The sequence below is a fragment of the Pseudoclavibacter sp. JAI123 genome (assembly GCF_013409665.1).
In the GTDB taxonomy this organism is placed as follows: domain Bacteria; phylum Actinomycetota; class Actinomycetes; order Actinomycetales; family Microbacteriaceae; genus Pseudoclavibacter.
In genome coordinates this window covers 1,627,549-1,644,699 of sequence record NZ_JACCCM010000001.1, presented here as the reverse complement: position 1 = coordinate 1,644,699, position 17,151 = coordinate 1,627,549, and the positions used below count along the sequence as shown (strand labels likewise).

The 17,151-nt window shown below is 67.6% G+C and carries 17 protein-coding genes; 9 read left to right on the top strand and 8 right to left on the bottom strand.

Going from position 1 to position 17,151, the window contains the following annotated elements:
• Nucleotides 1–36: 36 nt before the first annotated feature.
• Nucleotides 37–1,557: a hypothetical protein gene (locus HDC34_RS07755; RefSeq protein WP_218854921.1), complete on the top strand. Its 1,521-nt coding sequence runs from the start codon at nt 37–39 to the stop codon at nt 1,555–1,557.
• Between the two features lie 78 nt (nt 1,558–1,635).
• On the opposite strand, the gene HDC34_RS07750 is transcribed toward HDC34_RS07755, so the two are convergent.
• From HDC34_RS07750 to HDC34_RS07725, 6 genes are all read right to left on the bottom strand, one after another.
• Entirely contained in the window at nt 1,636–2,178 is a 543-nt protein-coding gene (locus HDC34_RS07750; RefSeq protein ID WP_308807287.1) for a mismatch-specific DNA-glycosylase, read from the bottom strand.
• A gap of 186 nt (nt 2,179–2,364) precedes the next feature.
• A complete protein-coding gene (gene ychF / locus HDC34_RS07745; RefSeq protein ID WP_104312323.1) occupies nt 2,365–3,438 on the bottom strand; it encodes a redox-regulated ATPase YchF in 1,074 nt (357 codons plus the stop codon).
• Between the two features lie 26 nt (nt 3,439–3,464).
• A complete protein-coding gene (locus HDC34_RS07740) occupies nt 3,465–4,544 on the bottom strand; it encodes a hypothetical protein (RefSeq protein WP_179556456.1) in 1,080 nt (359 codons plus the stop codon).
• A 2-nt stretch (nt 4,545–4,546) separates the two neighbouring features.
• A complete protein-coding gene (locus HDC34_RS07735; RefSeq protein WP_179556455.1) occupies nt 4,547–5,836 on the bottom strand; it encodes a glycosyltransferase family 2 protein in 1,290 nt (429 codons plus the stop codon).
• The gene (locus tag HDC34_RS07730) at nt 5,833–6,756 is read right to left on the bottom strand and encodes an ATP-grasp domain-containing protein (protein WP_179556454.1); all 924 of its coding nucleotides are present in this window, start codon (nt 6,754–6,756) and stop codon (nt 5,833–5,835) included. Before HDC34_RS07730 ends, HDC34_RS07735 begins: the two co-directional genes overlap by 4 nt.
• Complete coding sequence (locus HDC34_RS07725) at nt 6,753–7,673, bottom strand: PIG-L deacetylase family protein (RefSeq protein WP_104312327.1); 921 nt, start codon at nt 7,671–7,673, stop codon at nt 6,753–6,755. Before HDC34_RS07725 ends, HDC34_RS07730 begins: the two co-directional genes overlap by 4 nt.
• A 201-nt stretch (nt 7,674–7,874) precedes the next feature.
• Here HDC34_RS07725 and HDC34_RS07720 point away from each other — a divergent pair, with 201 nt between their 5' ends.
• Both HDC34_RS07720 and HDC34_RS07715 read left to right on the top strand, forming a co-directional pair.
• Entirely contained in the window at nt 7,875–8,504 is a 630-nt protein-coding gene (locus HDC34_RS07720) for a 3'-5' exonuclease (protein WP_218854919.1), read from the top strand.
• Nucleotides 8,505–8,534: 30 nt separating this feature from the next.
• Entirely contained in the window at nt 8,535–9,767 is a 1,233-nt protein-coding gene (locus HDC34_RS07715) for a DNA recombination protein RmuC (RefSeq protein WP_179556453.1), read from the top strand.
• 110 nt (nt 9,768–9,877) lie between these two features.
• Here HDC34_RS07715 and glpX read toward each other — a convergent pair whose 3' ends face one another.
• Nucleotides 9,878–10,810 (bottom strand): class II fructose-bisphosphatase, encoded by a 933-nt coding sequence (gene glpX, locus HDC34_RS07710; protein ID WP_244295971.1) that lies wholly within the window; start codon nt 10,808–10,810, stop codon nt 9,878–9,880.
• A 232-nt stretch (nt 10,811–11,042) separates the two neighbouring features.
• Between glpX and fbaA the strand changes: the two genes are divergently transcribed.
• The 6 genes from fbaA to HDC34_RS07680 all read left to right on the top strand — a co-directional run bounded on the left by fbaA (nt 11,043) and on the right by HDC34_RS07680 (nt 16,304).
• Nucleotides 11,043–12,068: a class II fructose-bisphosphate aldolase gene (gene fbaA / locus HDC34_RS07705; RefSeq protein ID WP_104312330.1), complete on the top strand. Its 1,026-nt coding sequence runs from the start codon at nt 11,043–11,045 to the stop codon at nt 12,066–12,068.
• Nucleotides 12,065–12,511, top strand: a complete 447-nt coding sequence (locus tag HDC34_RS07700; RefSeq protein ID WP_146080813.1) for a DUF6264 family protein — start codon at nt 12,065–12,067, stop codon at nt 12,509–12,511. Before fbaA ends, HDC34_RS07700 begins: the two co-directional genes overlap by 4 nt.
• A gap of 172 nt (nt 12,512–12,683) precedes the next feature.
• Nucleotides 12,684–13,964 carry an exodeoxyribonuclease VII large subunit gene (gene xseA, locus HDC34_RS07695; protein WP_308807286.1) on the top strand — a complete coding sequence of 427 codons (1,281 nt, stop codon included), beginning with the start codon at nt 12,684–12,686 and terminating at the stop codon, nt 13,962–13,964.
• A 5-nt stretch (nt 13,965–13,969) separates the two neighbouring features.
• A complete protein-coding gene (locus HDC34_RS07690) occupies nt 13,970–14,194 on the top strand; it encodes an exodeoxyribonuclease VII small subunit (RefSeq protein WP_371030391.1) in 225 nt (74 codons plus the stop codon).
• The gene (locus HDC34_RS07685) at nt 14,194–14,841 is read left to right on the top strand and encodes a DUF4245 domain-containing protein (RefSeq protein WP_104312333.1); all 648 of its coding nucleotides are present in this window, start codon (nt 14,194–14,196) and stop codon (nt 14,839–14,841) included. The genes HDC34_RS07690 and HDC34_RS07685 overlap by 1 nt, the downstream gene beginning before the upstream one ends.
• 59 nt (nt 14,842–14,900) lie before the next feature.
• Complete coding sequence (locus HDC34_RS07680) at nt 14,901–16,304, top strand: class II fumarate hydratase (protein WP_371030393.1); 1,404 nt, start codon at nt 14,901–14,903, stop codon at nt 16,302–16,304.
• Nucleotides 16,305–16,411: 107 nt separating this feature from the next.
• Here HDC34_RS07680 and HDC34_RS07675 read toward each other — a convergent pair whose 3' ends face one another.
• The gene (locus HDC34_RS07675; RefSeq protein ID WP_179556452.1) at nt 16,412–17,041 is read right to left on the bottom strand and encodes a prepilin peptidase; all 630 of its coding nucleotides are present in this window, start codon (nt 17,039–17,041) and stop codon (nt 16,412–16,414) included.
• Between the last annotated feature and the right edge of the window lie 110 nt (nt 17,042–17,151).

Here is a 17,151-nt window from a genome sequence, read left to right as displayed (position 1 = left end):
GCCCCTGCCCTGGCAGACCGGATTGGCGGACCCCGAGTGTCGAAGCGCAGAAGCAGATCGAAGGCGCCGGAGCTGGACTCGCGGTGCTTCGTGCAGGTGAGGAGCCAGCCGAGCCTCGGCGTCGAGACGTCGACCGGAACCACCTGGGTCGGCGTCGACCAGCAGGTCGGGCACGGCTCCGCGGATGCGCTCTTCGAGCTCACCGCCGAGCAGTACGTCGGGGAGCTGGTCTGGGACTCGGTCAAGCCAGGGTTCGTCGGCGAGTGCTGGTCGGGGAAGCACGACGACCTCAGGCTCTTCGACCCTCGCGGCGGGTCCTGGTATCCGGAGCAGTGGGTTCCTGCGAGGACCCGGATGTTCCCTCCCCGCGTCGACGGGGAGATCTGGCACCACGTGGACGCCCTGGGTGAGGCGCCGGATTCGGAACGCGCGACGGTCTCGCGGGCGCTCGCGGGCGGGACGGAGGACGTGACCGTGGATGCCGGGCGCGTCGCAGGCATCCGCTTCACGCTGCGCGGGGACCCCGCCTATCCGCGACCGGCTGGCCTCATCGCCGGGCTCGGTGCCGGGGCGAGTCGAGCTCAGGTGTCGGCGGTGCTTGGCGCTTCCATCGAGGCGGACTCGGACGTGCACGGCCTCGAGGGTGATCGCGTGCGCCTCGGCTACGAGGCTGAGGGCCTTGCCGAGGTGATCCTCGAGCGCCCCGCCGCGCAGCCCGTGCCGGACGGGCCGATGAGGCTGCTCCTCGAGATGCTCGGCGAGCCGGAGGGCGGCTTCGCGTGGACGCGCGGGGTCGAGCTGCTCGGGGAGGTCCGCCGGCGCTGGGCCGTGTCGTCGGGGTTCCCCAGGCACCTTCTCGAGTTCGACTGTGGCGCGGAGGTGCAGGTCGAAGACGCCCGCGTACTGAGCGTCCGCCTCCGCCCCTCCCCTGAGGTGGACACCGAGCCCTGGGCGGCTGAGACGCCACCGGTGCGCAGTCCGCGCTGGCCAGGGACGCGTGACGAGACTCGTCGAGCGTTCGGTGCGCCGCTCGCGACGACCGGCCGGATGGAACTCCGACGGTTCGGCACTTGCGATCTGATGACGGAGTACAGCTCGCACGAAGCCGACGCGGCGGTGACCGAGCTGACGGCGCTCCCCACCGGGGTGAGCGTGTCCCACCGCATCCACCGGTGGCGCTCCGGCGAGTTCACGATGTTCCTCGACGCCCTCGGCCAGCCGGAAGCGCATCCGCTGGTGCTGGCGGTCGGCCGGCTCGACGGGGTCGACCTCTCGTTCCGCGACGGCCGTCTCGAGCGTGTCGAGATCGGCGGCGCGGTCTCCCGGGCCGAGCGCTTCGCCGCGTTCGTCGACGGAACGCCCGCCCGCCCGACGCGCGAGGAGCTCCCGTTCGGGGTGCCGACGTACATCGGCGAGCACGACGATCTGCGCGACTTCGAGCAGGGCTGGATCCACGTGCACGCACGCGACGGCGTGCACATCACGACCATCGCGGTGAGCCTGGAGCAGCCGGAAGACATCGACGTCCACCTCTGGCTGCCGCACCGCGACCGCTGAGGTCCAGTCCCAGCGGCGCTCGCGGCGTAGCCCTCTGCTCGGTCCGAGGCCCGACCTGTTCAGTCCAGGTACGGAGCGTCACTCGGGTGGCAGCGACTCCCAGACCTCTCGCCATTTGACAGCGAGCGTGTCGATCGTCTCATGCGCGTTCAGCCCGCTCGGCTGAGGAACGACCCAGAGGTCGACGCCTTCAGGCCAACCGTCGATCGCGAGCACATCCTGCCGTCCGAGCACCGCCCTGGGCAGCGCGTATGCGGTTCGGAAGGCGGTGATACCGGCAACGGCCACCGCGTCCGGACGCATCTCCCGCACACGTTCGACGAGTCGTCGCCCGCCGGTCTGCAACTCTGAGCGCGAGAGCTCGTCAGCTCGCACCGTGGCGCGACCGACCAGGTTCGTGATCGCGATGCCGCGGCGCAGCAGCGACTGCTCGTCGTCGGCTGAGAGTCCGCGCGAGGCGTCGACGACGTGGTCCGTGAACCCGGCTCGGTGCAACGAGGGCCAGAAACGGTTGCCCGGCCGAGCGAACGGGGCGTTGACCGCCGCAGTCCACAGCCCCGGGTTGACGCCCACGATGAGGAGACGGACTGCTGCGAGATCGACGGGGAGAATGTCGTCCACGGCATCGGCGTCGCTGCCCCGGAACGCGGCAAGCTCGGAAGTCAGAGGTTTCCGACCACCAAGCGGCGACTCCCGACGCTCCCTGGCAGGAATGGGCGCGAACACGGGCGAGTCACTCACTGCAAGTCCTTCCCATCGACGGTCCGAGGCTGGTCTGCACGAGTCAGACGGTGGACGCTGCCACCGCTACACGTTGAAGCGGAACTCCACGACGTCGCCGTCCTGCATGACGTAGTCCTTGCCCTCCATGCGGGCCTTGCCCTTGGCGCGAGCCTCGGCGGTGGAGCCGGTCTCGACAAGATCATCGAACGAGATGACCTCGGCCTTGATGAAGCCGCGCTCGAAATCGGTGTGGATGACGCCGGCCGCAGCCGGGGCCTTCCAGCCCTTGCGGATCGTCCACGCGCGCGACTCCTTTGGGCCGGCGGTGAGGTACGTCTGCAGGCCGAGCGTGTCGAAGCCGATGCGCGCGAGCTGGCTGAGGCCCGACTCGTCCTGGCCGAGCGACGCGAGCAGCTCTGCCGCTTCTTCGGGGTCCAGGTCGATGAGCTCCGACTCGGTCTGCGCGTCGAGGAAGATCGCCTTCGCGGGTGCGACGAGCGCGGCCAGCTCGGCCAACTTCTCCTCGCTGCTCAGCGCGGCCTCGTCGATGTTGAAGACGAAGATCATGGGCTTGGCCGTCAGCAGGCCGAGCTCCTTGACGGGCTCGAGATCGATCTTCGTCGCCGAGAGCAGCGTGCCCTCGTCGAGCGCCGCCTTGGCCTCGTTCGCCGCCTCGAGCACGGACGAGTCAAGACGCTTCTGCTTGACCTCCTTCTCGAAGCGCGGCAGCGCCTTCTCGATGGTCTGCAGATCGGCGAGGATCAGCTCGGTGTTGATCGTCTCCATGTCGCTGGCCGGCTCGACCTTGCCGTCGACATGCACCACGTCGCCGTCCTCGAAGCCGCGCACGACCTGCACGATCGCATCCGCTTCACGGATGTTCGCGAGGAACTGGTTGCCGAGGCCCTCCCCCTCGCTCGCACCGCGCACGATGCCGGCGATGTCGACGAACGACACCGCTGCGGGGAGGATGCGCTCCGACCCGAAGATCTCGGCCAGCACCTTCAGGCGAGCGTCGGGCAGCTCGACGACCCCCACGTTCGGCTCGATCGTCGCGAACGGGTAGTTCGCCGCGAGAACCTGGTTCTTCGTGAGTGCGTTGAAAAGGGTCGATTTGCCGACGTTGGGCAGGCCGACGATGCCAAGAGTAAGAGCCACGAGGGTCTATCGTACGGGGCCGAGCGTCATTCGGCACTCCAGACCGACGCGAGCGCGTCCCAGTGCGCTCGCGTCATGAGCGAGCGCGGCGTGACGGCGACACTCGTCACCCCGTAGCTCGCGGAAGCGCGAACCCCTGCCCCGAAATCAGCCGGATCGAGCAACACGTCCCCGTCGTCGGTCCACAGCCCCACTGACATCGTCACCATCGTCGGATCGATACCCGCGTCACGGAACGCGCGCGTCAGGGTGGTCGAGTCATCGCCAGACGCACCGCTCATGCCGAAGTAGTTCCAGACGATGAGCCGATCGACGGCCCCCGCGAGCACCGAGAGGTCGTGGCCGCTCTCAGCGCGTCCGGAGACCGGGTCTTCCCACGACGTGCGCACATCCAGCGCCAGCTCACTGCCGGCCGCGTTCGCCGCCACACGTGCACGGGATGCGAGCTGGGCGATCACCTGCGACCGCCACGCGCCGATCGACGGATGCCCGGTATCGATCGCACCGTCTGCGTCTCGTGGCCAGTCGGCTGCGCCGAACATCGACATGTACAGTTCGCGGTCGTCATCGCCGAATGTGGACCCATCGAACATGGTCTCCGTGAGCGTGACCTCGTCAGCGTCGTAGGTCCTGGCGACGTACCCGACCATCTCGACGAGCCGGTCCCCCACCGGTCCGTCCGCGAGCGCAGACGCGGACGAGAAGGATTCCGACCGCTGGCCAGATGCGTCGACCCCTGCGAGCTCGGGGTCAGCGGCGATGAGCTCGGGGATCAGGGCATCGATCGTCAGCACGATCCGTCGAGGTGTCCCGTCCGGCTGGGTGCCGACCTCATCGATCGCACGCTGCACGTAGTCGGTTCCGGTCTCGTCGACAAGAGACGAGTTGCGATCCGCATGCTTCGCCCACGGGAAGGCCGACCACTCGACACGCCCCACTGCGAGGTGCACGGCATTCGCGTTCACAGATTCGAGGTCGGCTCGGACCGCAGACCAATCCGTGTCGGCGTTGGCGACGTCCTCGAAGCCGAGGCTCACCGCCCGCACCTCCGGGTAGATGATCTGCGAGTCGTCGGCACATGCGGCGAGGCCCAAGAGCGAGACCACGGTCAGGACGCAGAGAGCGGCGCGGCGACGCGCTCCGTGCTGGTGCGGGACACGACCCCGGTTCGTTCGAGCTTGTTCCATCGTTGTGGGGCCTTTCGGATTTCCAGGGAGAGCGCCCGCACGAACACCACGCTCATGAGCGAGGAGTAGACGGGCCACAGCACCAGGGTCCACGCGAACCGCAGATCACCCCAGGCGCGGTTGAGCGCGACAGCGACGAGCAGGAAGAGGACCGCGACCGGGAGTCCGAGCCAGAGCACGAGCTGCCACGCATCCGAGGCAACGGCCGAACTGTCGCCGAGCATGACGGCAAGAATGAGCAGGGGCACGATCAGCAGCTGGGCGATCGGCACGACGATCGACGTGGCGACCAGATAGATCAAGGAAAGGCCGAAGATCCCGAAGCGGGGATTCCCGATCATGTCAGCGTGCTTCCCGCAGGTCTGCAGTAAGCCTCGACCCCACCGCACTCGCTGTCGCCACAGTCCCCTGATCGTCGACGGGCTCTCGGCGAAGACGACCGCTCTCGGTGCGAACGCAACTCGGAACCCGGCGCGGTAGATGCGCCAGGTGAGCTCAAGATCCTCCCCAAGTGTGTCCTCGGCGAGCAGCCCACTGCGTTCGAGCACGTCGCGACGGAACGCGCCGATGTTGCCGGAGACGATCGGGAGGCACCGCAGCACGTGCAGGGCACGGCGCACGAGGCCCGTGCCCACGTGGCTGATCACGGCGAGGAACCGCGTCTGGACTCGATCGAGGTTGACGGGCCGATCGTCCCCGCAGACAGCTCCGATCGACGGATCCGCGAAGGCTTCGATCATGCTCGCGATGGCGTCCTCACCGAATACTCCGTCGGCATCGCTCAACAGCAGGACTTCGCCCTGCGCAGCCTTGATGCCGACGTTCAGCGCAGACCCCTTGCCGCCGTTGGCTTTGGTCAGCGCGGTGACCCCTGGATACTCGGCCGCGAGCTCCTGCATCCGCGCGAACGTCGAGTCCGTGGATCCGTCGTCGACCAGGATGATCTCGAACGCTGGATAGTTCGAACGCGCCAGCGACCGAACGCAGTTCTCGAGCACATTCGCCTCGTTGAACGCGGGCACGACAACGCTCACGAACGGTGCGCTCACCCCGAAGATCGTCGTTTCGGAATGACGCGGTCGATGGCGACGACGGCGACTCGCCGAGACCTCGTAGGCCACCGCGAGCGGCAGGTAGACCAGCTTCAGCGCCCCGAGCACGAGGATGAGCGTGCCGAGGATCAGGAGCGGCCAGAAGAGCCACGGGGTCATGCAGGGTCCAGTTGCTCCACCAAGGACGCCCAGTCGGCGAGCACCGAGGCGAGCAGCTCGGGAGCGTGCTCTGAATTGGCCCCGAAGCGCGCGTTGACCTCGAGCACGACGGGCACGCCATGCTCATCGCGCCGGATGTCCAGGTCGACGGGCCCCACGAGTCCGAGCCTCGTGACGGCCGACTCTGCCAGCCACGCGACATCGACGGCCTCGTGCGCGGCAAGCCGCGTCGTCTCGACGGCGTTCCCGATGCGGCCCTCCTTCATGACGGTCTTCTCCAGCACCACGACGCTGGTTTCTCCGGTCCGAGGTGAGCGGTAGACCTGGGGCGCGTATTCGATGCCGGGCGCGAAGGCCTGGATGAGGCTTCGGGCGTCCACACCACCCCAGTCGTCGCGGGCGTCTTCGATGAGGCGAACGCCTCTGCCTCCGCGGGACACGCGTGGTTTCACGATGACCGGGCCATTGAACGCATCGAGTGCGCTCTGCGCGGTCGCGTGCTCGGCACCACCCGTGAACTTCGGCACGGCGACGGCGGCAGCGTCAAGGGCCCACATGGTGAAGAGCTTGTCCTCGCAGAGCGTGGTCGCAGCGGGCGGCGAGACGACGACCGCTGGCTCCCGCTCACCTTCTCCGAGCAGGTGCGCGATTCCAGCGATCCGAACGAGCTCTTCTGACACCGTCGGAATGACGACGTCGGCTCGCGTCTGCACGACGAGCTCTCGAAGCGCCGGAGCGTAGTCCGGCGAGTCCGCGCGCGGTACCTGCACCGTCATCGAGAAGTTCTCGTCCGACAGAGCGGTGATGTCGGTACCGATCGCGAAGATCTCGAGACCGTTGGCGCGCAGAGAAGCGAGCTGCCGTCCGAGCGCCTTCCCCGCGGGACCTCCGGCCCCGGTGACCAAGACTGTCCTCATCATGAGAAGCGTCCTCCTGTGTTCTGCAGATATCGCACGAGCTCGAACCCTTCCGCGTGATCGCACTTAGCCTGCGCCCCTCGGAAGGCCGCTATCCCGCGCACCCGATTCGAGGTCATGTACGGCTTCCCTGCCTGGTCGCGGTGCGTCTGCACCGCCTTGACTTTGACGTCGATGAACGCGTCGATGTCGACGAACATCGATGGGTTGAACTGCCGCGTGACCGAGGGAGACTCGAAGCAGAGGATGGACGACGCCTGCCTCCCCGCTCGAACGACTGCACGGTGCACCGCCTGGTGGTCCTGGTGGTGGTCGTGCTCCGAGTGCGTGAGGATGACCGTCGGCGCGAAGGACGCGATCGCGCTCTCGATCGCGCGGATCATGCTGCCGTTCGCGTCGGCCAGCTGCGTGTCCGGGAAGTCGTGCACCGTGACATCGTCGACACCGAGCATCGCCGCCCCGGCGTGCGCCTCGAGGATGCGCGCCGACGGATCGCCGCCCCGCTGACCACGACTCATCACGAGGACCTTGACCTGGTGTCCGCCATCGACGTACGACGCGACGGTGCCGCCGCACGCGAGCTCCAGATCATCCGGATGCGCCCCAACCACGAGGACGCGCTTCGGCTGCACGACCGACGGCCTCCTGGCGTGCACGGCCTCGATGAAGACGACGAGCAGCCCCGCGAGCAGGCACAGCGCGACTGTTCCCAGCACCTCCAGCTGCGTCGGCGCGTGATCGTCACCCTGAGCGTGGAAGATCAGGAAGAAGTAGGCGAAGCCGAGCAAGCTCGCGAACAGGAGCAGCATCCAGCGCACCGGTGGCCCGACCTCCGCTGACACCAGGGCCCTGTCCATGCGAACGGCCACGTAGAGGATGAGCCCCAGACACGCTGAAGCCCCGAGGACCGCAACGATCATGGAGATTCCTTCTTCTTCCTGCACAGAGGCGAACGCCCTTGCATCTCATCGGGGTGCTATTCCGGTGTTGGAATCCTACGGCGGCTTGCCCGCACGCATTTCTTTGTGATCCCGCAATATCAGGTCAGTAGTCCATGAAGTTAGTCCAGCATCTTCCCACTCTCCGTCCGGGAGCGGTCGAATACGGCGCAGCGTGCGAGCATGGACAACGTGACCATCGACTTCACGGCGATCGATTTCGAGACCGCCAACGGCTCCCCCGCCTCGGCGTGCGCGGTCGGTCTGGTCCGAGTCCGCGACGGGAGGATCGCCGATCGTGCGACCTGGCTCATCCGACCGCCGAGCGCTCACGATGAGTTCCGCCCGTTCAACGTGCAGCTGCACGGCATCAGCCGGGAGATGACCCGCGGGGCCCAATCCTGGGAGCGACAGCTGCCGGCGCTGCTCGCCTTCCTCGGCGACGACGTGCTCGTGGCACACAACGCGAGGTTCGACATCGGCGTGCTGCTGGCGACGAGCCTCGCGACGCAGGCAGCATTGCCGGCCCTGCGCTACTTCTGCTCCCTCCGACTGGCGCGCCGAAGCTACGAGCTGCACTCGTATCGTCTCCCGGTTGCCGCCGAAGCCGCAGGGTTTCGGACACTGGTCCACCACGACCCTGTTTCGGATGCAGAGGCGAGCGCGGCAATCGTCATCGACAGCGCACGGCGGTTCGGCGCTCCGGACCTCGCCTCATTGGCAGCGAGCCGTGACGTCGCCATCGAGCGGATCGAACTCGATCAGGAGCGGGAACGCGCGGCGACACTCACTGCGGCGGCCACCTTCGCCTGAAATGTCGGTGGCACCTGCGAGGGTGGACGTATGGATCTTCTTCTCCTCGCCATCGGGCTCCTCCTCGGCCTCGTCGTCGGCTTCGCCGTCGCCGCGATGCGCGGCGCAGCACAGCGTCAGCAGCTCGCAGCTGAGCTGGCCGGTGCGAGCGCGCGAGCCGAAGCAGCAGACGAGGCGCGTGCGACCGCGGAGCATCACCTCGAGGGGGTTCTCGCGCGTGAGCGAGCGCAGCTCGAGGCACGACGGTCGAAGGAGGTCGGTGAGCAGCAGGTGCTCACGGCCCTCGCCCCGGTGAACAAGCAGCTCGAGCTCATGCGCCGGGCCGTCGCGTCCATCGAGGAGCAGCGGCTCCAGCAGCATGGCGAGCTCAGCGAGCAGCTCCGCAACCAGCACGAGGCAGACGAACGCCTCAGGGCGACGACCGACTCGCTCGCCTCCGCGCTCCAGTCCAACCAGGCGCGCGGCGTATGGGGCGAGGCGCAGCTTCGCAACATCGTCGAGGCCTCGGGGATGCTCGAACGGGTCGACTTCGACACGCAGGTGAGCGTCAGCGGCGAGCAGGGAGCGGGTCGCCCCGACATGCTCGTGCACCTCCCCGGAGACAAGCACCTCGTCATCGACGCGAAGGCACCGATGGCCAAGTACTTGGCAGCGAGCCAGCTCAGCGAGCTCGGCGACGAGGAGGAGACCAGCAGACGGCGGACCCTCCTGGGCGAACACGCGAAAACGCTCAGGGCGCACGTCACGGCGCTCGCCGCTCGCGGCTACCCCGGTGCGGTCTCGGGATCGCCCGAGCTCGTGATCGCGTTCGTGCCGAGCGAGTCGGCGCTCTCGGCCGCCGTCGCCGCCGATCCCTCGCTGCTCGAGGACGCCATCCACCGTGGCGTCGCGGTCACGTCGCCGGTCTCGCTGTGGGCCACGCTCCGTGCCATCGCATACGCCTGGCAGCAGGACGTCCTCGAAGACCGTGCACACGAGATCTTCGAGCTGAGCACGCAACTCCACGCGCGCCTCGGCACCCTCGCGACCCACATCGACAAGCTCGGTCGGTCACTCGCAGGGGCGACGACCAGCTACAACGCGTTCCTCGGCTCGCTCGAGACGCGCGTGCTGCCAACGGCCCGGAAACTCGACGCGCTCAACATCGGCTCGCCGATCTCGACCCCGCGGCCGGTCGAGGACCAGCTCCGCGGGCTCACGGCGCCAGAACTGACCGAACCCACGCTGTCCGGACCGGCAGAGAGCGCGCCAAGCGGGCGCTGACGCGCACCCCAAGTCACCCGGACGAGACATCGCTGCCCCCGGGTGCTTCACCGGCCTGGTGGCGGGCGGAGCATCCGAAGAACAGCGAATGTGTCAGAGAGAGACCCGGGTCAGAGCCACTTGTCGGCGAGGTGCTCAGCCGTGACTCTGCGGACCGTGCCCGAACGCGAACGGAGCACAACCGAATCCGTCATGATGCGGTTGCCGACCCGGCGGACACCCGCGCACAGGCCACCGTCAGTCACACCCGTGGCCACGAAGTACGTGTTCTCCGTGCGGACCAGATCGTCCTGCGTGAGCACCGCATCCAGATCGTGTCCAGCAGCGATCGCCCGCTCGCGCTCCTCAGCATTGCGCGGGTACCAGCGGCCTTGGAGCACGCCGCCCAGGGCCTTGATCGCACAGGCGGTGATGATGCCCTCCGGCGTTCCGCCGATGCCGACGCACATGTCGATGCGCCCGGTGCCCCGCGCCGCGTTGATGCCGCCAGCGACATCACCGTCGAGCATGAGCTGCGTCCCTGCTCCGGCCTCGCGGATCTCGTTGATGAGCTCTTCGTGGCGAGGTCGATCGAGCACGGCGATGACCATGTCCTCGACCGGCTTGTTCTTCGCCTTCGACAGCGCGCGGATGTTCTCGCCGATCGGGCGAGCGAGATCGATGACACCGACCCCCTCGGGGCCGGTCACGATCTTCTCCATGTAGAAGAGATCCTTCGGGTTGTACATCGAACCGCGGTCAGCCACGGCGATGACGCTCAACGCGTTCTGGCGCCCGGCGGCGGTCAAGCTCGTCCCGTCGATCGGGTCGACCGCGATGTCGCAGTCAGGGCCCTGACCGTTGCCGACCTGCTCGCCGTTGAACAGCATCGGGGCTTCGTCCTTCTCACCCTCGCCGATGACGACCACGCCGGCGAAGTCGACGGTCGAAAGGAATTTGCGCATGGCATCGACCGCGGCGCCATCGGCAGCGTTCTTGTCGCCTCGCCCGATGAACGGCGTCGCTCGGATGGCAGCGGCCTCGGTTGCGCGCACCAACTCCATAGCGAGGTTGCGGTCCGGGTTCGCAAAGAGCTGCCCGTGCTCAGGAGTCGGAGTGGCGGAAGTCGAGGTCACAGGGGTCCCTTTCGCTGGCGTTGTGGACGTTCTCGCCGAGCAATCACACGACACCATTGCTCCGCGCTATCCAGTTCCCAACCCTAGTACGCGCGCTCGGAGAAAGTCGGCGGCCCTGGCTAGACTTCACGCGTAAGTTCCAAGCGCTGAAGGAGCACACATGCCCATCGCAACACCGGACCAGTACGCCGAGATGCTGAACCGAGCCAAGGAAGGCGGCTTCGCGTACCCCGCGATCAACGTCTCCAGCTCGTCGACCATCAACTCCGTCCTCCAGGGTCTCACCGAAGCCGGCTCTGACGGCATCCTCCAGGTCACGACGGGCGGCGCCGACTACTTCGCCGGCCAGTCCGTGAAGGCACGCGCCTCCGGCGCGCTGGCCATGGCCGCATTCGCACACGAGGTCGCGAAGAACTACCCCATCACGGTCGCACTCCACACCGACCACTGCCCGAAGGATGCGCTCGACGGATTCGTCTACCCGCTCCTCGAGGCATCCGCCGAGCAGATCAAGCGCGGCGGCGAGCCGATCTTCCAGTCGCACATGTGGGACGGCTCGGCTGTGCCGCTCGCTGAGAACCTCGAGATCGCCTCGAAGATCCTCAAGCTCACCCAGGCCAACAACCAGATCCTCGAGGTCGAGATCGGTGTCGTCGGCGGCGAAGAAGATGGCGTCGCGCACGAGATCAACGAGCACCTGTACACGACGCTCGATGACGCGATCGCGACCGTCGAAGCTCTCGGTCTCGGCGACCGTGGCCGCTACATGGCCGCGCTCACGTTCGGCAACGTCCACGGCGTCTACAAGCCCGGCAACGTCAAGCTCCGTCCTGAACTCCTCGCGGAGATCCAGGCGGGCCTGGCTGAGAAGTACGGCACCGGAGCCAAGCCGCTCGACCTCGTCTTCCACGGCGGCTCGGGATCCACCGACGAAGAGATCGCCGAGGCAGTGCGCAACGGCGTCATCAAGATGAACATCGACACGGACACGCAGTACGCGTTCAGCCGCTCGGTCGCCGACACGGTGCTCAAGAACTACGACGGCTTCCTCAAGATCGACGGGGAAGTCGGCAACAAGAAGGTCTACGACCCCCGCTCGTGGGGCAAGAAGGCCGAGTCCGCCATGGCGGCTCGCGTCGTCGAGGCCACCAAGCAGCTCGGCTCGTTCGGTCACTCAGCGGCGTGAGTGTGACGCCGGGAGCCGAGCAGCAGGACACGGTGCAGGAGGCGAAACGCAAGAACGACCGCTTCCTCGGCATCGGGTTCCTGGTGCTCGGCCTCGTCGCCACGATCCTGAACATGACGACGTTCACGGAGAACTCGCTGGCGGGCCAGATGGCCCTGCTCTATGAGGACTTCGGGATCAGCGACTACGTCCGGCCTGAAGGACTCGGCGTGTTGTCCACGACGGCGATCCTCGTGCTTCCCGCGATCTACGCGCTCACGCTCTACCTCACGCTGATCCGCTGGAAAGCAGGCAAGCGCGCCATGTGGATTCCCGTCATCGGCGCCGTCGTCACCCTGATCACGATCTTCGGCTTCACGTTGACCGCGATCCTGCTCCACGGAGAGCTGCTTCAGGCGCTCTCGAGCGGCGCACTGCCAACCGCGACGCCGACGTCCACCTGACGCGACACGCCCGGTAGCCACCGAAGAGCGCGGTGGCGCTCTCCACAGGCACGAGAACTCGGCCCTGGCACGCGATATCCTCGATATCGCAAGCCAGGGCCGAGTTTCTCGGTCCTGATGCGCAGTCCTGATCGCATCCGCGCGGGACAGCCCAGATCTCCGAAAGAGGCACGTGGTCGTCATCCAGCCCCCGAAGTCGACACCGGATGCACCCTGGCCGGTCAGCGTCGTCTCCGAACTCGTTCGAGACTGGATCGCGCGCCTCGGCTCCGTCTGGATCGAGGGCGAGCTCACCGGCTGGAGCATCCGAGGCGGGCACGCCTACGGCAAGATCAAGGACCTCGACGCGGACGCCACGCTCTCGGTGACCGCCTGGCGCAGCGTCGTCCAGCGTCTCGACGGCGAGTTCAAGCAAGGCGACCGCGTCATCGCGAGCGTCAAACCAGACTTCTGGGTCAAAGGCGGCACGCTCTCGATGCAAGTCTCCGACCTGCGGCACGTCGGACTCGGCGACCTCCTCGAACGGCTCGAACGGCTCCGCAAGCAGCTGGCCGCCGAGGGCCTCTTCGCCGATGGCCGCAAGCAGGCTCTCCCCTTCCTGCCCGGCACCATCGGACTCATCACGGGGCGAGAGTCCGACGCTGAGAAGGACGTGCGACGCAACTCGGAGCTCCGCTGGCCAGCAGTGCAGTTCCGCACGATCCACACCTCCGTGCAGGGCGAGCGCACGGTCGCCGAGGTCTCGGCCGCATTGCTGCAGCTCGACGCAGACCCAGAGGTCGATGTCATCATCGTCGCGCGAGGCGGTGGCGACTTCCAGCACCTCCTCCCCTTCAGCGACGAGAGCCTCGTGCGGCTCGTCTCCGAGCTCTCGACACCCGTCGTCAGCGCCATCGGCCACGAAGCCGATCGACCGATCCTCGACGATGTCGCCGATCTCCGAGCCTCCACCCCGACGGACGCCGCCAAGCGGGTCGTGCCAGACGTGGCGGAGGAACTCGCTGGAGTCCAGCAGGCAAGGTCCCGAATCCTGCAGCGCATCGTCGACCGCGTTCGCAGCGAGTCGAATGCCCTCGAGTCCCTCGTGTCTCGCCCGGCGCTCGCCAACCCGTCCTGGATCATCGACCAGCGCGGCGAGGAGCTCATGCGCGCCTCGCAGCGCGGCGAAGAGCTCATCACCCGTCGCCTCGACCGAGAACAGGACAAGCTCGAGTCGCTGGCCCGCCATCTGCGCGGCCTCTCCCCGCAGGGCACGCTCGAGCGCGGATACTCGATCGTCGAGCGCGTCGACGGCGCCGCTCGCACACTCGTCACGGCCTGGCAGGACGCCCCAGCGTCCGCCGAGCTCCGTATCCGCACGGCTGACGGCCGCATCACGGCCTCGTCCCTCGGCGGCGAGCCCATCATCACGACCGGCGCCTCGAATGGCGCAACGGAGGCGAACGTAGAATGACCACCATGCAGGAACAGTCCGACATCGCAGAGCTCAGCTACGAGCAGGCACGCGACGAGCTCATCTCCGTCGTGAGCCAGCTCGAACAGGGTAGTGCCTCGCTCGAGGCCTCACTCAAGCTCTGGGAGCGCGGCGAGCAGCTCGCGGCGCACTGCGAGTCGTGGCTGCTCGGCGCACGCAAACGCCTCGAGGCGGCACGCCGGCGCACCGACGACACCGACGAGTCCTGATGGCCAAGCAGAAGCAACCCCCGATCGTCGCGGAGCTCGGTCGCCCCGAGACTCCGGAAGAGACCTTCGCGCGGAAGGCCGAGTCCTCGCGCCTGTACCGCAAGCGCAAGACGATCAACAATCTCGTCTACTCGCTCCTCGTCTCGCTCGGCCTCGTTGTCTTCATCGTCGCCATCGTTCCGCGCAACGAGACGCCGGTGTCCTTCGACGTCGACTTCGCCTCGGAGGCCGAGAGCGCGCAGGGCGACTTCGCCGAGCCGCTCGTCGTGCCGCAGGTCCCGGCAGACTGGACCGCGAACGAGGCCGAGATCCGCACGAGCGCCGACGGCGTGAGCGAGTGGTACATCGGCTTCCTCGTCGGCCCGAAGGATGCCCCGACGGAGTACGTGGGGCTGAGCCAGGGCATCGGCGTCAACCCGACCTGGTTGCTCGACGCAACGCGCGAGCGCACGCCGACGGGCACCGTGCAGGTCGGCGGCCTCGACTGGATCGAGTACGACGCGACGAACCTGAGCCCGGAGGACGCCGGCAACCGTGCCTACATGCTCGTCCACGAGCAGGGCGACCAGGCCTACCTCGTCTACGGCAACAACAAGCCGGAGACCGTCACGAAACTGGCAGAGCTCGTCGCTGCCGACCTCGGCTGAGGCCAGTACTCGGTAGGCTGGCCTCTACAGAGATCGGCTACCTGGAAAGGTCACACAACGTGGTGGAAAATCAAGACGAGTACCGCATCGAGCACGACACGATGGGCGAGGTCCGCGTTCCCAAGAACGCCCTCTACGCTGCGCAGACTCAGCGCGCCGTCGAGAACTTCCCCATCTCCGGTGCGGGCCTCGAACCGGGCCAGATCATCGCCCTCGCACGCATCAAGCGCGCCGCCGCGATCGTGAACGCCAAGCTCGGCATCATCGAGCAGCCCGTGGCCGACGCCATCGTGGCCGCCGCACAGCAGATCATCGACGGAGAGCACCTCGATCAGTTCCCGATCGACGTCTACCAGACCGGCTCCGGCACCTCGTCGAACATGAACATCAACGAGGTCCTCGCGACTCTCGCCACACGAGGCCTCGGGGAGACCGTTCACCCGAACGACCACGTGAACGCCTCGCAGTCGTCGAACGACGTGTTCCCGACGTCGGTGCACGTCGCCGTCACGGACGCGCTGCTCAACAACCTCGTCCCCGGTCTCGAGCACCTCGCTGAAGCCCTCGAGCGCAAAGCCCAGCAGTGGGCGACCACCGTGAAGGCCGGCCGCACGCACCTCATGGATGCGACCCCGGTCACGCTCGGCCAGGAGTTCGCCGGCTACGCCAGGCAGATCCGCCTCGGCATCGAGCGCGTGCAGTCGACGATCTCACGCGTCGCCGAGGTCCCCCTCGGTGGAACCGCGACGGGCACCGGCATCAACACCCCGGCCGGGTTCTCGCAGCAGGTCATCGCCGAGCTGGCCGAGAACTCGAAGCTCCCCCTCACCGAGGCGCTCGACCACTTCGAGGCACAGGGCGCGCGTGACGGCCTCGTCGAAGCCTCGGGCGCGCTGCGGACGATCGCGGTGAGCCTCATCAAGATCAACAACGACCTCCGCTGGATGGGATCCGGGCCGAACACGGGCCTCGGCGAGATCCTGATCCCCGACCTGCAGCCGGGCTCCTCGATCATGCCGGGCAAGGTCAACCCGGTCGTGCCAGAGGCGGTCCTCATGGTGGCATCGCGCGTCATCGGCAACGACGCGGCCATCGTCTTCGGAGGAGCCTCTGGTTCGTTCGAGCTGAACGTGCAGATCCCCGTCATGGGAACCGCGCTGCTCGAGTCCATCCGTCTCCTCGCGAACAGCGTCCGCGTGCTCGCTGACAAGACCGTCGATGGCCTCGTCGCCAACGAAGAGCGCGCTCGCGCCCTGGCCGAGTCCTCCCCGTCGATCGTCACTCCGCTCAACCGCATCATCGGGTACGAGGCCGCCGCGAAGATCGCGAAGTACTCCGTTGCCAACAAGGTCACCGTCCGCCAGGCCGTCATCGACCTCGGCTACGTCGAGCGTGGCGACATCACGGAAGAGCAGCTCGACGAGAAGCTCGACGTGCTCAGCATGACCTCGCCGAACCTGTAAGCGCGCGTCTGCGCAGCAATGACCCGCCGTGGCGACACGGCGGGTCATTGCTGTCATCCCCCGGTGCTGTCCTCAAGCGGGCGGGCGCCGTCGCAAGCGCGTGGCGGTCACACCGGCCCGGACACGGCCAGCCACGTCACGGGGAGCCAGTAACCGGCGAGCAGCGCCGGCCCGAGCGCGATGCTCCGCCGCCGATCGCGGGTGCAGGCGAGCACGACGATGCTCTGCAGTCCCCCGAACAGGACGGCGAGGAAGACAAGGAGAGCGGCGAGGGACGGGTGCACCAGAGCCGCCGCGGCCGCGAGGACGGCCCCGAGTTTCACGTCGCCCATGCCCAGCCCGCCGAGCACGGAGCAGAGCAGGAGCACAGCTCCGACCAGCACGCCGATGACGATCGCCACCAGGTCGAGGCTCCCGGTGAGGAGCCAGTCGAGGCAGCACGCGAGGAGCAGGCCAAGCGCGGCGAACACCACGAGCGGATTCGGCAGTCGGTGCTCCCTCACGTCAGTGACGACGAGACGGGGCGTGACGATCGCGAGCGCGACCATCACCGGGAGCTCGCCGAGCCGCCCCGCAACCGCCGCGGCGACCGCCACGCCGACCAGGGCGCCAACGCACAGCAACTCCCCGAAGCTCCACCGCCGTGACGAAGAGGCCGGGCCCCGCGCTCCCCCGTGTTCGCGCGCGGAGCCCAGCCTCGTCACGGCAGAAGAGCTCCCCCTTGCTCTCTCTGCCATGCCCGAACGCTAGTCACCACACTCGTGCCGCGCAGAAGTTATCCACAGGATCGAGGGCGTGGGCGCTGCCCGAAGTGCAATCCGGGCAGTCCCCGCGCCCGTCCGCAGCG

Excerpts from the sequence above, each read along its gene's own strand:
- HDC34_RS07720 (WP_218854919.1), top strand. The coding sequence starts at position 7,875 with ATGGACAACGTGACCATCGACTTCACGGCGATCGATTTCGAGACCGCC.
- fbaA (WP_104312330.1), top strand. The coding sequence starts at position 11,043 with ATGCCCATCGCAACACCGGACCAGTACGCCGAGATGCTGAACCGAGCC.
- HDC34_RS07715 (WP_179556453.1), top strand. The coding sequence starts at position 8,535 with ATGGATCTTCTTCTCCTCGCCATCGGGCTCCTCCTCGGCCTCGTCGTC.
- HDC34_RS07725 (WP_104312327.1), bottom strand. The coding sequence starts at position 7,673 with ATGATCGTTGCGGTCCTCGGGGCTTCAGCGTGTCTGGGGCTCATCCTC.
- glpX (WP_244295971.1), bottom strand. The coding sequence starts at position 10,810 with ATGGAGTTGGTGCGCGCAACCGAGGCCGCTGCCATCCGAGCGACGCCG.
- HDC34_RS07730 (WP_179556454.1), bottom strand. The coding sequence starts at position 6,756 with ATGATGAGGACAGTCTTGGTCACCGGGGCCGGAGGTCCCGCGGGGAAG.
- HDC34_RS07735 (WP_179556455.1), bottom strand. The coding sequence starts at position 5,836 with ATGACCCCGTGGCTCTTCTGGCCGCTCCTGATCCTCGGCACGCTCATC.
- HDC34_RS07675 (WP_179556452.1), bottom strand. The coding sequence starts at position 17,041 with ATGGCAGAGAGAGCAAGGGGGAGCTCTTCTGCCGTGACGAGGCTGGGC.
- HDC34_RS07685 (WP_104312333.1), top strand. The coding sequence starts at position 14,194 with ATGGCCAAGCAGAAGCAACCCCCGATCGTCGCGGAGCTCGGTCGCCCC.
- HDC34_RS07690 (WP_371030391.1), top strand. The coding sequence starts at position 13,970 with ATGCAGGAACAGTCCGACATCGCAGAGCTCAGCTACGAGCAGGCACGC.